This window comes from Microbulbifer variabilis ATCC 700307, assembly GCF_000380565.1.
Taxonomy (GTDB): Bacteria; Pseudomonadota; Gammaproteobacteria; order Pseudomonadales; family Cellvibrionaceae; genus Microbulbifer; species Microbulbifer variabilis.
The window spans coordinates 296229-311517 of the sequence record NZ_AQYJ01000025.1; the positions used below are offsets into that span (position 1 = coordinate 296229).

At 53.6% G+C, this 15289-nt stretch carries 13 protein-coding genes; 5 read left to right on the forward strand and 8 right to left on the reverse strand.

Annotation, left to right across the window (positions count from 1 at the left end; translation table 11 throughout):
• Positions 1–3: 3 nt before the first annotated feature.
• From G367_RS0110090 to G367_RS0110100, 3 genes are read right to left on the reverse strand one after another with little or no spacing between them, the layout of a single operon-like run.
• A complete protein-coding gene (locus G367_RS0110090; protein WP_020413007.1) occupies positions 4–3159 on the reverse strand; it encodes an efflux RND transporter permease subunit in 3156 nt (1051 codons plus the stop codon).
• Complete coding sequence (locus G367_RS0110095) at positions 3152–4381, reverse strand: efflux RND transporter periplasmic adaptor subunit (protein ID WP_020413008.1); 1230 nt, start codon at positions 4379–4381, stop codon at positions 3152–3154. The genes G367_RS0110090 and G367_RS0110095 overlap by 8 nt, the downstream gene beginning before the upstream one ends.
• Positions 4381–5817, reverse strand: a complete 1437-nt coding sequence (locus G367_RS0110100) for an efflux transporter outer membrane subunit (RefSeq protein ID WP_020413009.1) — start codon at positions 5815–5817, stop codon at positions 4381–4383. Before G367_RS0110100 ends, G367_RS0110095 begins: the two co-directional genes overlap by 1 nt.
• 320 nt (positions 5818–6137) lie before the next feature.
• Here G367_RS0110100 and G367_RS0110105 point away from each other — a divergent pair, with 320 nt between their 5' ends.
• The 4 genes from G367_RS0110105 to G367_RS0110120 all read left to right on the forward strand — a co-directional run bounded on the left by G367_RS0110105 (position 6138) and on the right by G367_RS0110120 (position 10861).
• Complete coding sequence (locus G367_RS0110105) at positions 6138–7322, forward strand: acyl-CoA dehydrogenase (protein ID WP_020413010.1); 1185 nt, start codon at positions 6138–6140, stop codon at positions 7320–7322.
• 221 nt (positions 7323–7543) lie between these two features.
• The gene (locus G367_RS0110110; protein ID WP_020413011.1) at positions 7544–8161 is read left to right on the forward strand and encodes a trimeric intracellular cation channel family protein; all 618 of its coding nucleotides are present in this window, start codon (positions 7544–7546) and stop codon (positions 8159–8161) included.
• 60 nt (positions 8162–8221) lie between these two features.
• Positions 8222–9901, forward strand: a complete 1680-nt coding sequence (locus tag G367_RS0110115) for an alpha/beta hydrolase (RefSeq protein WP_020413012.1) — start codon at positions 8222–8224, stop codon at positions 9899–9901.
• Between the two features lie 129 nt (positions 9902–10030).
• Positions 10031–10861 (forward strand): sulfurtransferase, encoded by an 831-nt coding sequence (locus G367_RS0110120; RefSeq protein ID WP_020413013.1) that lies wholly within the window; start codon positions 10031–10033, stop codon positions 10859–10861.
• 154 nt (positions 10862–11015) lie between these two features.
• Here the strand turns inward: G367_RS0110120 and G367_RS0110125 are convergent, their stop codons facing one another.
• Positions 11016–11756 carry a YopT-type cysteine protease domain-containing protein gene (locus G367_RS0110125; RefSeq protein ID WP_020413014.1) on the reverse strand — a complete coding sequence of 247 codons (741 nt, stop codon included), beginning with the start codon at positions 11754–11756 and terminating at the stop codon, positions 11016–11018.
• Positions 11757–12081: 325 nt separating this feature from the next.
• Positions 12082–12705 (reverse strand): peptide-methionine (S)-S-oxide reductase MsrA, encoded by a 624-nt coding sequence (gene msrA / locus G367_RS0110130; RefSeq protein ID WP_020413015.1) that lies wholly within the window; start codon positions 12703–12705, stop codon positions 12082–12084.
• A 164-nt stretch (positions 12706–12869) separates the two neighbouring features.
• Here msrA and G367_RS0110140 point away from each other — a divergent pair, with 164 nt between their 5' ends.
• Positions 12870–13397: a DnaJ domain-containing protein gene (locus G367_RS0110140; RefSeq protein ID WP_020413017.1), complete on the forward strand. Its 528-nt coding sequence runs from the start codon at positions 12870–12872 to the stop codon at positions 13395–13397.
• On the opposite strand, the gene G367_RS0110145 is transcribed toward G367_RS0110140, so the two are convergent.
• Genes G367_RS0110145 through G367_RS0110155 form a run of 3 tightly spaced genes read right to left on the reverse strand, consistent with a single transcriptional unit; the run spans position 13398 to position 15238 of the window.
• Positions 13398–14192 carry a methyltransferase domain-containing protein gene (locus tag G367_RS0110145; protein WP_020413018.1) on the reverse strand — a complete coding sequence of 265 codons (795 nt, stop codon included), beginning with the start codon at positions 14190–14192 and terminating at the stop codon, positions 13398–13400.
• Entirely contained in the window at positions 14182–14520 is a 339-nt protein-coding gene (locus G367_RS23555) for a nucleotide pyrophosphohydrolase (protein ID WP_020413019.1), read from the reverse strand. Before G367_RS23555 ends, G367_RS0110145 begins: the two co-directional genes overlap by 11 nt.
• Entirely contained in the window at positions 14507–15238 is a 732-nt protein-coding gene (locus G367_RS0110155; protein WP_020413020.1) for a DUF599 domain-containing protein, read from the reverse strand. Before G367_RS0110155 ends, G367_RS23555 begins: the two co-directional genes overlap by 14 nt.
• Between the last annotated feature and the right edge of the window lie 51 nt (positions 15239–15289).

Consider the following 15289-nt stretch of genomic DNA (forward strand, 5'->3'; position numbering starts at 1 on the left):
TATTTAATTTCCGGCTCGAGCAGTGCCAGTAAATGACTCAAGGGCGTTTTTCAGGGCGCTAAATAGACGGGGGATGTCTTTCCCAAACATCAGGTACAAGCAGGGCACCAATAAAAGTGAAATGGCCGTAGCTGCAAGGATTCCATAGCCCAGGGAAATGGCCATTGGAATCATAAATTTCGCCTGTACCGAGGTTTCAAAAATCATCGGCATTAAGCCACAGAAAGTGGTTACCGTGGTTAAAACAATCGGTCGGAAACGGCGCGCTGCCGCACGCTTGATTGCAGTCTCAACATCAACGCCTTCCTCTCGCAGGCGATTACTGTACTCGATCATTACCAGGGTATCGTTAATCACAACACCAGCAAGAGCGACCATCCCCAACAAGCTCACCATGCTCATGCCATACCCCATGACCAAGTGCCCCAGGATTGCACCAATAACCCCAAAGGGAATCGCCACCATCACAATTAATGGCTGCATATAGCTTTTCAAGGGAATTGCCAGCAACAGATAAAGCACAGCCATAGCCAGCAGGAATGTCAGGCCAAGGGAAGCGAGCCCTTCGCGCTCATCCGCCTGACGCCCTTCGTACGAAATAGTAAGACCGGGAAATTCTGCTTGCAGCTGCGGAATAACACTGCGATCCAGCTCATTGATGACCAATGCCGCCTGATCGCTGGGCTCTACATTGGCAGAGGCAGTCAGCACCCGGCGCCCAGCACGACGGTTAATAGTTGCATAAGCGCGCCCCTTATCGATAACCACGAGATCCGTAAGAGGCATCCATAGGCCGCTGCCCGCGCGAATCATAATGTTATTGACGTCATCCATACTGACACGCTCGCTCTCCGGCAAACGCACCATGACCTTGACCTGATCTCGGCCGCGCTGTTGCCGCAGCGCCTCATCACCATAGAGAGCCGCACGTATCTGCCGGCCAATCTCCTCAGCCGACAAGCCCAGACTCTTGGCGGTTTCAGTAAGCGTCAGGTCAAGCTGGGTTTTTCCCAGGGTAACGCCCGCATCGATATCGCTGACATTGGGAAATTTTGCCAGCTCGGCACCCAATCGCGCCGCCGCCTGATCCAGGACTGCTGTATCGATATGGCGCAGCTCAACCGTGAGAGAAGAACCTGCGCCGGGCCCTCCCCGATCGGAGGCCGTAGTCGCACTTAAAGCTCCGGCAATTACACCAACTTCTTTCCGCCAGGCACGGACAAACTCACCGGTGGAAAATTCTCGCTGATCCGATGGCACGAAGAAAAAGTCCACCTGGACTGAGTCATCTCCCATCAAACCGCGATTACCGAGAAATACAGCGTCGCGATCGTATTGCTCCAGAACCTTGTTGCCACCGGCAATAATCTGGGATCTGGCTTTCTCTAGCTGGTGTTGCGCTGTTCCCGTGGGGAAAGTCACCGCAAAGCGACCGGAATCCCGCTCTACCCTGGGCATCAACGTAAAGCCCATACGACCACTGGCGGCATAGCCACCAACTACCAGCAGCGTGGAAATGGCAATAGCGATAGTGGTGTATCGGTGTCGCACACAGGCTTCAAGCAACGGGCGGAATCGCTCCTGTACAAATCGATCCAGGCCACGAGCCAATCTCTCCTGGCGGGCTGCAAAACGTTGCGCCCGCGGACTTTTATAGCCTCGGCGCGAATGGGCCAGATGCGCGGGAAGAATAAACAGTGCTTCAACCCAGGAGATAATAAATACCGATCCCACAACGAAGGGAATAACGCCAAAGATTTTGCCCATAAATCCAGGCAGCGCCATCAACGGGATAAAAGCGACAATATTGGTGAGGATGGCGAATGTCAGGGGAACGGCCACCTGCCTGGCACCAGCAATTGCCGCCTGTAAATTGCTATAACCCTTCTGGCGCCACTCGTGAATATTTTCGCCGGCAATAATTGCATCATCCACCACAATACCCAGGGCGATGATAAAGGCGAACATACTCACCATACTGATAGAAATATCCAACCCGGGCAGGAAAAGCAACGCGCCGAGGAAACTAATTGGAATACCCAGTGTTACCCAGAAAGCCAGGCGCAATTCCAGGAAAGCCCCAAGTACAACAAAAACCAGCAACAAACCGATAAAGCCGTTTTTTAGTAACAGCGATAAGCGCTCCTTAAAAATCTCGGAATCATCATCGCGGATAGTGAGGCTCACTCCCTGCGGCAACGACGCCCGAACCTCATCAATAACTTCCCTTGCAGCATCGCTCACACTCAGTGGAGTCTGGTCTCCCACCCGATAAATTTTGATACCAACGGCCGGCTCACCGTTAAACACCATATTGCGGGCCTCATCCTCGAGGGCATCGCTGACAGTAGCGATATCACGCAAATAAACCGCGCCACCGCCACCACCCTGGGTAACAACAATATCGCCAAATTCCCGCGCCCAATCACGCCGTTCGGTAACCCGCACCAGAATTTCACCGGCATCGGTTTTAACACTACCGGTGGGAATATCCACTGCAGCGTTTTGAACAATTGTGGCCACCTGGGCCAGGGTCAGGTCATAGCGGCGCAGGTCGTCACGGCGTATTTCCACCGCCACTTCCAAATCGCGGACGCCCTGGGCCTCCAGCTGGGTTATGCCACTGTGGGCCTCCAATTTGTCATATACCTGCATGGCAAGTGCGCGCAGGCTCCGCTCATCCAGGTTGCCATGGAGGACCAGATCCAATACATCGCGCTTGCGTTCGGCCAGGTTCACCTGGGGCCGCTCAATATCGGCGGGAAATGTCGTTACCGAATCGATCGCCTGTTGGATATTTTGATAGACAAGATTGGCGTCGGCATCACCTTCCAGCTCCAGGTTGAGTACGGCAGAGCCTTCCCGGGCACTGCCACGCATCTCCTTAATACCCACCAAGCCCTGCACCGCCTGCTCGGCCGCTACCAGCACCCCGCGTTCAACTTCCTCCGGACTGGCGCCAGGATAAGAAATGGAAACGCTGACCAAGTCCAAACTGAATTCAGGAAAAACCTCTTTCTTGACGATCACGGAAAATATCAGCCCGCCGACAAGAAACACCAGCATCAGCAAATTTGCGGTGACATGATTTCGCGCCATCCAGGCGATGGCGCCCGTTTTGGTATCGATATCTCCGTCTTCCACTCTCAGCTCATTCATTCGCGCCTCCGCCACGAGGGCCTTTTCTAGTGGAATTTTCGGCTGAGGCCGCTGCATCTGCCGGTGGCAGGCGGGACAGGTTAATCTCTCCAGCGATCCGCACGGGCATTCCCTCGGTCACTGTAATCAGGCGCGTAGTCACCAGAGTTTCACCGCCACTGAGACCTTTCTCCAGTACTGCGTAATCCCCGCTGGTATAAGCCACTTCAACCGGCAAAACCGCAGTGCGGTTATTCCGCACTACCCATACGTTATCGCCGTCCTGTAGTGCGCTTAATGGAATCCGCACACGCTCCTGCGCACTTTGGGAAACAATCTCGACCCGCGCGAGATCATTCAGTAACAACTGGGGCTGCGATGGGTCCTGAACAGATAGCGGGTCGTCTAATTCCACCAACACACTGGCAAGCCTGCCCTGCTCTTCCAACACTGGAATCACGCGAACGAATTCACCACGACGATAAATACCTGCGGGCCATTGGCTGCCATAAATACGCACTTCAATATCACTGCTATTCAGGCGATACAGCTGAGAGGCTGGCACTTCCACAGCAATCTGGAAGCGATCGGCACTGGCCAGGCTATAAAGCGTATCCCCGGGAGATACCCGATCACCCACATCCACACTGCGACTCACTACAAGTGCATCGAAAGGCGCTCGGACCTGAGTGAGACGGAGGTTGCGCTGGGCAAGTGCGACATCGGCCTCTGCAGCCTCCACGCCAGCCTCGGCAGCGGCCTGCTGGGGTTCACGTAGCACCAGTGCGCGGTCGGCATCTGAGAGAGTTGTGCCAAGCAGCTCATATTCCTCCAAAGCCACCTGCTGCTGGCCACGCTCCTGCTGGAGTTCCGCTCGGCTTTTGGCAAGGGTACTTTGAGCAGTTTTTAGCGCCAGCTGATAGGGTTCCTGCTCTATACGAAGCAGCACCTTACCTTTTGGCAGAACCGCACCTGGCCCCAGATCGTAATCAAGCCATTCAACCTGTCCATCCACCTGCGGTTCCAGCTCCGCCTGTTCGCGCGCCGCCACTGTTCCCAGGGCACTCAGGGTAAAAGAAAAATGCCCCTGCTCTGCCAGGGCAACATCCACCGCCGGTGCTGACACCTTGCGCTCACCACGTCCCACGGTGGGTTTCTCACGGATCAACCAGCTGGAAAGCAAAAATGCCAAAACCAGCAAAACTACAGGCATCAGCAAGCGCCAATTGAATTTATTCAGCATTAAGAATTTCCCTCCAGGTACAGCTCCAGATCCACTGGCTCAGGTACGGGGAGGTCCTCCTGAGGAAGCCCCCCGGAAAGTGCGCGGTAAAGTGTCACTCGGTTTTCAATCAACTGGCGTTCAGCGGAAAGCACCTCACGCGCCAGATTTTGGTAATCGGTCGTCGCAGTTAGAACATTGAGGAAGTCCACAGTGCCATTGATATAGGCGCGACTGCGCCGCTGGGCAATCAATTCCGACAGGCGCTCACGCTCCCGCAGGTGCCCAAGCTCCTGTTCAATGGCGCGCTCGCGAATTAAGGCCTGTTCAACTTCTGATAGCGCTTCATTCACCGTACTGCGATACAGCGCCCAGCTCTCCTGCAAGACCGCACCCTGCTGATCTCGCTTGGAAGCCAGTGCCCCACCATCAAAAATGATACCCTCAATAGACGCGGCAATCGCAATCAGCCAGTTCTCGGTAATATCGCTTATCAGACTGGTGCCATTACTGGCGACAGCGGACAAACTGAGCACAGGAAGCCGATCCGCCCAGGACTGGTCCGCCAAGTGGTAATCCTGAAGCAGGTTGCGCTGGGCCTCACGCACATCCGGGCGGCGCAACAATAACTGGGAGGGAATACCGGTATCCGGCAGTCCTGGCAATACAGGCAAGCTTGCCACCTCTTGGATATAGCCTTCCAATTGGGGCTCATTGGTCCCAAGCAGAGCAGCTAACTGTACCTTGAGCGTTTCGATATCGGATTCGGTCTGTTCCAGTTCCTGCTCAGACCCCTGAACAAGCTGGCGTTGCTGCAACACATCGGCAGCATCTGTGACACCGCGACCAAATCGCAACTCCAATACCTTCAAACTCTTGCGATTGGTCTCAAGTTGCTGCTCCAGCAAATCGCGCTGCCCCCACTGCTCGCGCAGCTGTAACCAGGTAGCAGACACTTCAGAAGCCAAACTGAGAGCCGCAGTCTGAAGGTTTTGTTCCTGTGCCAGGAAGCCCGCCTCAGCAGCACTGGCACCGGAGCGTACGCGCCCCCACAAATCCACTTCATAACTGGCAGCGATACGGGTGCTCCAGCTGTTGCCCTCGTTAGACGGGTCAGTAAATTCCCCGGATGAATAGCGCTGCTCGGTATTTTCCACCTGGGCGGTCACACTGGGCCAGAATCCCGAGCGCGCTCCCCGGGCCGCGGCGGCAGCTTGCTCAAGGCGCCAGTAACTGGCCTGCAGGCTCGGATTGTCCTGCAGGGCCAAGTGAACCAGTTGATCTAATTGGGGGTCATTAAAACTACGCCACCAGCGCGATTCCGGAGCCACACTGCCGGAAGCACCAAAAGTTTGCGGCAGCCCTAAAATTTCCTGCGATTGAGGGGGTTCGACAGGTTGCGAAGAACAGCTGGCAAGCAAGGGAATACAAATTGCCAAAACGCGGTAAAAGCACAAGGAATATCACCGAAAAAGAGTTTTAAGCCATTAAAAGTAGAGATTTATTGCGTGCATTATCTCCCCGAAAAAATGCCCGGCAAGGCGTTTTACTCTTGTTTACAAACCGCGGGGAAAATCCTGTGAAATTTTGCCGTCCGTAAGAGTGCCCCAACGCAACTACTTAGGTATGATGCGCCACACTAAACTGAATGGTCACCGGGATTTGCCGCGGGATTCTTCGATAGTCCCCATGACAATCGGTGTTGGCCAGGCATCCATTAAGCCTGACCAGCTGGACATCCGGTGCAGATTAATAACGGAAGTAGAAGAGACAAGCCATGAGTAAACATCAGCCCCTCGCCCATTGGGACGACATTTTGCTGCTGGACCAGCAGCTGACCGACGAAGAGCGTATGGTGCGCGACGCCGCGCGCGAGTACTGCCAGGACAAGCTGATGCCCAGAGTCCTCGAGGCAAACCGCCACGAAATCTTTGACCGGGAAATCATGAGCGAAATGGGTCAACTTGGTCTGCTCGGTTCCACGATCGAGGGCTACGGCTGTGCCGGTCTCAACTACGTTTCCTACGGCCTGGTAGCGCGCGAAGTAGAGCGCGTGGACTCCGGTTACCGCTCCGCCATGAGCGTACAGTCCAGCCTGGTTATGCACCCCATCTACGCCTATGGCAGCGAAGAGCAAAAGCAAAAGTACCTGCCCAAGCTGGCCACCGGTGAATGGGTTGGCTGCTTTGGCCTGACCGAGCCGGATGCAGGCTCCGATCCCGGCGGCATGAAAACCCGCGCCAAGAAGGTTGACGGCGGCTACCGCCTGAGCGGTTCCAAGATGTGGATCACCAACAGCCCGATTGCCGATGTATTCGTAGTCTGGGCAAAAGACGATGAAGACATCATCCGCGGCTTCGTACTGGAAAAAGGTATGGAAGGCCTGTCGGCTCCTAAAATCGAAGGCAAGTTCTCCCTGCGGGCCTCCATCACTGGTGAAATCGTGATGGATAATGTTTTTGTACCGGAAGAAAACAAATTCCCGGAAATCGGCGGCCTGCGCGGCCCCTTCGGCTGTCTGAACCGCGCCCGTTACGGTATTTCCTGGGGCGCCATGGGTGCCGGTGAGTTCTGCTGGCACGCCGCTCGCCAGTACGGCCTGGATCGTAAACAGTTCAACCGTCCGCTGGCTCAAACCCAACTGTTCCAGAAGAAACTGGCAGACATGCAAACTGAGATCACCCTGGGCTTGCAGGCCTCCCTGCGCGTTGGCCGCATCATGGACGAGAATAAGCAATTCGACCCCACCATGATCTCCCTGGTGAAGCGCAACAACTGTGGCAAGGCCCTGGAAATCGCCCGTATCTCCCGCGATATGCACGGCGGCAATGGTATCTCCGACGAGTTCCACGTAATTCGCCACGTGATGAACCTGGAAGCGGTAAACACCTACGAGGGCACCCACGACGTACACGCCCTGATCCTCGGTCGCGCCCAGACCGGGCTACAGGCTTTCGTTTAAGGCCCGCATACAGGCGCCCCCCAGCACTTGCCGGCGGGTGCGCCAATACCCGTTTCTCTGCTCTTTCCCGCTTTTTAGCTCGGTATCTCAATATTCGATTTCAATACGGTTCTCTCTGCGTACCAGTTGATTCTGTCACACACTGTCGACCCCTCTCTCCCCATGCCAAATAAGGAGTGCTATTCTCCCCTGCTTTGCGAGTCTGTGGATTTAAAGACACTATGGATCAACTGCTGCATTGGTTCGACCTGATCGGCATAGCGGTATTTGCCTTCAGCGGAGTGCTTGCCGCGGGACACAAACAAATGGACCTGTTCGGCGCCGTAGTACTCGCCTGCGTCACCTCGACGGGTGGAGGCACCATCCGCGACATCATTCTCAACATCCCGGTTTTCTGGCTACAGGAACCTTACTACCTGTGGATTGCCGTAATCACCGGTGTGGTCAGCTTTTACCTGATACGCTATTTACAGGTACCCATGCGCCTACTGATGTTTGCCGATGCTATTGGCCTTGCAGTATTTGTGGTGATCGGTACCCAGAAGGGCCTCGAAATGGGTTATTCCGCCACTATCGCCATAGTAATGGGAATGATGACAGGCACCTTTGGTGGTGTTATCCGCGACGTGCTGTCCGGGGATATTCCCTTGCTGTTGCGCAGGGAAATATATGCTACTGCAGCCCTCACTGGCGCAGCCGTTTTGGTTGCTTTAGATGCCAATGGCAAACTACCAGGCGATTTGGTGGTGGCCATTGCAGTGCTTGTCACCCTGTCTATCAGGCTGGCTGCCATACGCTGGAATCTTTCCGCCCCCATAGCCCGGTTTGGTAATCATTGACTTTGGCCAACTCCGAAACCCAAACATCAGTATTCGACACTGCTCACAGGAATAGACCCAGTGCGTAACTTTCGCCCGCTCTCCGCCCTACTTTGCTTTCTCTGCCTGGTGCTGAGCGCCTGTGAGCGATCAGACCCGGACGCGAAACCAGGTAAAGACAAGGAGTCCAAGAGCCATACTCGCTTGATCTCCAAGCCCTGCTGGTTTGAAACCGACGACAGCTGGCCCTTTACCCAATGCTTTATGATGGAAGTCCCAGAGGATTATGCCCATCCAACACGGCGGAAAATCCGTTTTCCGGTTATCCGTTTCCGCGCCAAAGAGCCCGATGCCAGCAAACCGCCCCTCCTTCACTTAGGAGCCGGCGGCCCCGGCGCAAGCATGGGCCTGGAACCAGAGAATGCCAGCGACTGGCTATGGCTAAACTACGCCGCCATGACGGTCGAAGACGGCCGGGATCTTATTGTGATCGACCCCCGGGGCACCGGCATGGCGCGGCCACGCCTCACTTGCAGTGAATTTATTGATGATGCCCAGACCGCTTTCCAGCGCAAGCTTTCACCGGAGGAGGAGGCGCGTGTTTTCGCTTTCAGTATGGAGCGTTGCTACAGTCGCCTGAGTAAAGGCGCCGATATGGCCCAATATAACAGTACAGTGGTAGCGCGGGATGTGGATGAGCTGCGCAAGCTACTGAAGCTCAATGAACTCGACCTATACGGTGTTTCTTATTCAACCCGGTACGCACTCACCTATGCCCGGGATTACCCTGAGTCTGTACGCGCACTGGTACTTAACAGCGCGGTATTTCCCAACATCGCCTACACCCAGCAGCTAGCCCAGGATTCGCTAGCAGCTTATGAGCGCGGCCTCAAACATTGTACTGAGGATAAAAAATGCAATAGCCGCTACCCGGATCTCCGTCGCAGACTGGAAAACCTGGTGCAAACCCTCGATGAGGAGCCCCGCACCATCCATATCAAACACCGCTATTCAAAACAGACCTACCCGTTCGTTCTGAACGGACAGCGTTTGCTGCGAGTGCTTTTCCAGGCACTGTACAACGAGAATTTCTACAGTGAACTGCCAAAAATGATCGAAGGACTGGAGAGCAGTGGCGATGAAGGACTTAAACCTGCACAAAAAGCCATCGGTCACTTTATGGAAATTGTGCTTGACCCCTATTTTGGAGATGCTGCCGGAGTCAGCCATTTCTGCTATGAAGAAGCGCCTTTCGTGGATTTTGACCAAGCCCGCGCCAGTGCCGAAAATACCGGAATCCTTGGTGGCGCCGTACGCTCAGACCTGAGCCTGCTACAGCTGCAGTGCCGTATTTGGGCGATTCCCTCAGCACCACTACTGGAATCTGAGGCCATTGAAACTCCCGCACCGGTAATGGTGCTGCACGGAGGTCTCGACCCGGTATTGGCTGCGGAGGATGTAGATGCTGCACGCAAAGCCCTACCCAATCATCAGTGGCTACTTTTCCCCAAATTGGCACACGATATTATTTCCGCCAGCAGCTGCGCCGAGAAAGCTGCCGGCCGCTTCCTGGACAATCCACTAAAAGATCAAACTCAGGCCACCATGACTTGCCGTGAGCAGGAACTCGCCGAGCAGGAGGCAAATAAAGAAGAGGACCAGCAGGCAGAATCCAGTGAGGCTGAAAACCAGACTTCCGAACCCCCGGTGGCATCGCCAACACAACCACCAGCAGCCTCGGAAAGTGGCCAGCTGAATTAACAACAGCATGGCTTTCCACCTACTCAACCAGCCAGGCTTGTACATACTCAGAACAGCTGGCAAAAACCAAGAATACAGGCTGAGCTAATTTGCCAACCTGGAGTCAGGCAAACCAAGGGAATTGAGCAGATGCAAACGGATGACAATACTGCACTGATTGAAGTAGCTGACCTGGTAACACTTCAAAAAAGTTCTGACCCCGTAATCCTTGACTGCCGTTATGAGCTGGCTGACCCGGAGAGTGGTGCTCGAGATTACGCTGCGGGACATATTCCTGGGGCCCACTACGCCAGCCTACACCGGGATCTCTCAGCCCCAACGCAACGTTTTGGCGGGCGGCATCCCATGCCCACCAGCGGCCAGTTCCAGGAATATGCCCGCAGCCTTGGTATCAATGACGATACACCTGTCATCGTCTATGATGACAACCGGCTGGGTTTCGCCGCGCGAGCCTGGTTCCTGTTTTATTTTTTTGGTCACAAGCCTGTCAGCATCCTAAATGGGGGGCTGAAGGCTTGGCTTGAAGCTGGAGAGGCGCTTAGTACCATTGAACCCATTGCCCCGAAATCTGGAACCTTTACTGCAAGACCCAAAGAAAATCTGTTGGTGCACTATGAGGCGGTCAAGGAAGGTTTAAACGGCGCGTCATGGCAGCTTGTTGATGCGCGGGATAGCCAGCGTTTCAACGGGATTCAGGAGCCCATTGATCCTATAGCCGGTCATATCCCTTCAGCTATCAATCAACCCTGGCAGAATGTCACGGACAAAAATACCGGGAAAGTAAAGTCAACTCAGGAACTGCAAGCTCAGTTTGGCAGTCTGGGAGAAGGTAAACCGCTGCTTAACTATTGTGGTTCCGGTGTCACTGCCTGCGTGAATGTCTTTGGGCAATACCTGGCCGGTCGAAAAGATTCTCTGCTCTATCCCGGCAGCTGGAGCGACTGGTGTGCGCACCAATAATGAGTGAGTCGTTCTTGTTTACCTATCCGGTCCAGGTGCGAAGGAAGGCGGTAAATGGGGACTCTAGTCCCTGAGTGTTGCCGGAAAATACATTGCTGTGAGGGCAGCTATATCTACCCTCACACCTATTCAATGACAGCAATCACTCAATGCGTCACCACACCCTGTTGATGTAGGCATCAACAGACCAATCACTACGAAATTGTATCCAACCACGCATATAGGCATGCCGGTAATACGCATCGAAAAAGTTAAGGAAGTCTCCTTTTGTCGCAAAGCGGTACTCTCCATAGTTTGGATCGAAAAAGAGCGCACCTATATCAGAGTTCACCCTGTCATCTGCAACCCAGGCTGCAACAGCGTGCCCTGCTCTGCGGCCAGAGAAAGTAATATATCCATACGCATCTCGTAAACTGCGCAGCGCATTTACCAGGCTCGTATTAATTGGCGGAATTGGCTGAACTGGAGGTACTGGCTGGCCCGGTTGAATAACAACCATATTGTTCAATGCAACAGCAATTGCACTTGAACTCCAGCGATCTTCTTTATGCAAACCCTGATTTATTAGCCAGTTTTCGATATTTAATCCCTGTCTACCACCTCCATAAGTCCAGGTACGAAAATCCCGCCCCACCTTTATTAGCTCGCCAATATTTAGGGACCGATATGTGCGAAAACTAAAAGCACCAGCATTATGGACCCGGGGAGTTAAGCCTAATTTATCCGGCAAACTTTTATCGTCCAGTGCGTTGGTCTTTATCCAGTGCGCAGCTAGAGATGCGCAAATTCCAAACTTACCAAATCTGAAATAATGAATATAAGCCCGTGGTGAGGACTGGGAGAAGCCCCAGGTTTTTACACCATTGTTACGCCTGGCTATACGATCAACCCCCATAACAGTATTCCTCCTGAATGGATAGTTTATTAATCATGACAAACACGAGTGATACACCTACCTTCCAGTGGAGATGAGGCTCTCTTGTAGCTCATGTCATGAGCCAGACTTTACGAGAGCGCATAGCCTTCTGCTTTAGATCCTGAGCGTATTTTTTTAGGTTTTGGTCTTAATTGATTTTTTAAGGAAAGTACTGGCAGTATTTGAGCGCCGGAACGTTTATTGGGAGGGTTTTTATAAAGGCAGGGAAATGAGGGGGGACGTAAATCACATCAAAAAATAGGCGGCACTTTTCATGCCACCTATTACTGATTCAATATGAGGTCTAATCGTGCATGGGATTGCGCAGGATCGGACAAATCGCTTCCTTATTTTTCGCCATATACTGCTGGTGATACTCCTCAGCGTAATAAAACGGCTGCGCCATGCTGATCTCAGTAGTCACCTCGCCACGCTGTTTTTCATCCAGCGCCGCCTGCACGGCATCCCTGCTGGCCTCTGCTTCTTTCTTCTGCTCTTCACTGGTGCAGAATATGCATGACCGATACTGGGAACCAATGTCATTACCCTGGCGCATACCCTGGGTTGGATCATGCATGTCCCAAAACAGCTTTAGAAGCTCCGCATAGCTGACAACCTTGGGATCGTAAACCACCTTAACCACTTCAGCGTGCCCGGTGCGCCCGCTGCATACCTCGTCGTAATTCGGGTTTTCTGTCGCCCCGTCGGAGTAACCGACGGCGGTGGCAAAAACACCATCAGTTTCCCAGAATATACGTTCGGCGCCCCAGAAACAGCCCATACCAAACATGGCAACTTCCATATCTTCAGGGAACGGCTCTTTGATTGAGTTACCATTAACGAAGTGGACGCCAGTGATTTCCATCGGCTGCGGCCGACCAGGCAAAATCTGATCCGCATCCGGTATCTGGAATTTGTCGTATTGCATACTGTTATCTCAAGTGCTGAAATTTTCTTCAAACAGGATAGCCATAAGCTGCTAATCCGCCCAGAGCCATACTTAGGCCAGTTTAACTCAGTGATCAAACAGGTCAGAGAGATATTTGATCACTGGGTTAAAAATTGGCAGATCAACAATAAAAGGAGTCGCCATTGGCACGCTTAATCTTACTACTGCTTATCTTGATTGGAGTCTGGTATGCATGGCAGAAAATCAAGGCCAGCTCACCTGAAAACAAGCGCAAGCAGATTTTTCTGGCCACAGTTTTAGCGGCTGCGGTAGTCGTCGTTTTACTCGCACTGAGTGGCCGTCTGCACTGGGTTGGCGCCGCTGTGCTTCTGATCCTGCCGGTGCTCGGCCGCCTGCTTAACCAACTCACCCGTTTATTGCCCTGGATGGCGCCGTTCTTTGAGCGATATTCCCGCAACCGACAGCAACAAAATCAACAACAGGGCGAGGAAAACTGGCAGGGGCAAAGAGCAGCTCAAAAGGATCAGGGCCCACCTCTCACCGAGCATGAAGCCCGGCGAATCCTGGGAGTGAGCGCCAATGCGGGAAAAGATGAAATTATTGGCGCACACCGTAAGCTGATTCAGAAATTACACCCGGATCGTGGCGGCAATGACTACTTGGCATCCCGGGTAAACGCCGCCAAAGAGTTATTGTTGCGTATTTTGTAATCAGGGCACCCTGCAGAGGAGGTGTATATAGCGAGCCAGCTGCCGATATGGGTCGAGCTGAGAGTACTCCAGCTCCTTTTGCACAATCGCCGCCGCTGGCAATTTTTCTCGAATTGAGGGCGTCATAAAATCGTGGAAACAGCGAATGCCACTGTGACACTTAATATCAAAGCCAACTTCTCCCAACCATCCTTCCACCCACTCTGGTAACAAGGGGGTATGCGGGGTGAGACTGCCCGGATGCCCTCCCCAGTAGTCCTCTCCAATGTTGCGTTCAAGCTGGCGAAAGCTACCGCGCTGCAGCAGACGAAACTCCAGCGCACGGCGATTGTAAAATGTCAGTGACAGGTATCCGCCGGGCTTCAGCAATCGGCGCAAATGCTGCAGCGCCTGCTGCGGTTCTTCCAGCCACTCCAGCACTGCATGGCAGATCACCAGATCCGCCTCGCGCAGCTCTGCCTGTTCAGGCAATGCCTGTAACGGCTTATGCAGGAGTGTCACCTGCTTTTGCAGTTGTCGCTCTTCGACCTCAGCTGCGGCATGCTCTAGCATCTGTGCAGAAATATCGGCCAGGAAAACCCTGTGTCCGGCCTGCGCCAGATCCATAGCGAAATGCCCCTGGCCACCACCGGCATCCACCACTTTTAAAGAGTCTGACCTTCCATTGAGCAGCGGCGCCAGATCCCTGTTCAGCACCGCCAGGCGAATATCCCCCTTGAGCCCCCCATAGATACGGTTGCGAAAACGGTGTGCCAGGTCATCAAAGTTGCGATCGCTAAAACGACTAGCGCTCATCGGCTTCCTCATTACACAAAGCTATCTCACAGCGGCGATGATTCTCATCAATTTTGTTGCGTAGGGCGGCATCCAAATCCACCCCCAATACCGCAGCCAGCTTGATGAGATACATCTGGATGTCCGCAAGCTCCGCGGCGATCCCCATCGAATCTTCAGTTTGCATCAGAGCCTGTATTTCGCTGTTATCTTTCCACTGAAAATATCGCCCAAGCTCAGCAACCTCTACCGACAGTGCCATTGCCAGGTTTTTAGGAGAATGTAACGGTTGCCAACCGCGCGCTTCGGCCACTGCGTCGAAGGCCGCCAGGATTTCACGATGGGTCATCAAATTTCTTCCTCTGCTGACGTTCCAGACCGCCCTCACGCGCTGCCAAAATGGAGTTCAGTGCCTTGGACAAGAACTCACGCCGATACAGTACGCAGACCACAAAGAGGTAACTCGCAATAAAGAGCAGCGGATGGATAAACCAGCTCAACACTGACATAGAAAAGTAATAGGAGCGCAGGCCGTAATTGTAACTGTGGCCCGCGTGGTCGATCACCTTGGCAATGCTGATCGCAAATCTGCGGCGCTCTTCCTCAGAGAGATCACCGGTTTCCGGCGGCGGCGCAGCGCCAATCAGGACGTTGGCAAAGGAGTACTGGCGCAAAGACCAGGTGAAATTAAAAAAGGCATAGATAAAAATTAGGATCAGCAGCATCACCTTGAGCTCAAACTGCTCGACGGAGGTTGGCTCAGCAAAAGGCAGGCTCGTAATCACTTCGATAGCGGCCTTATTTGCGGTTAGGGCTGTTACCAAACCCGCCAGGATCAGGATACTGGTAGAAGCGAAGAAGCCAATCACCCGCTCCAGGTTACTCATGATCGCCGTGTCGGCCATACGCATATCCCTGTCAAGCATGCGCAGCATCCACTCCACCCGGTACCATTGCAGCGAGGACGTCAGGCACCAGGTTTCCTTGGCTTTTTTTCGCGCAAATATGGTGTAGCCGACCCAAGTAATAAAAAAGCCAGTGACGCTGGCGATATCCAACCAGGACAACCTCTATCTCCCTGTTCGTCTACATTTATGCCGGGGCTTTGGAAGGCGAAG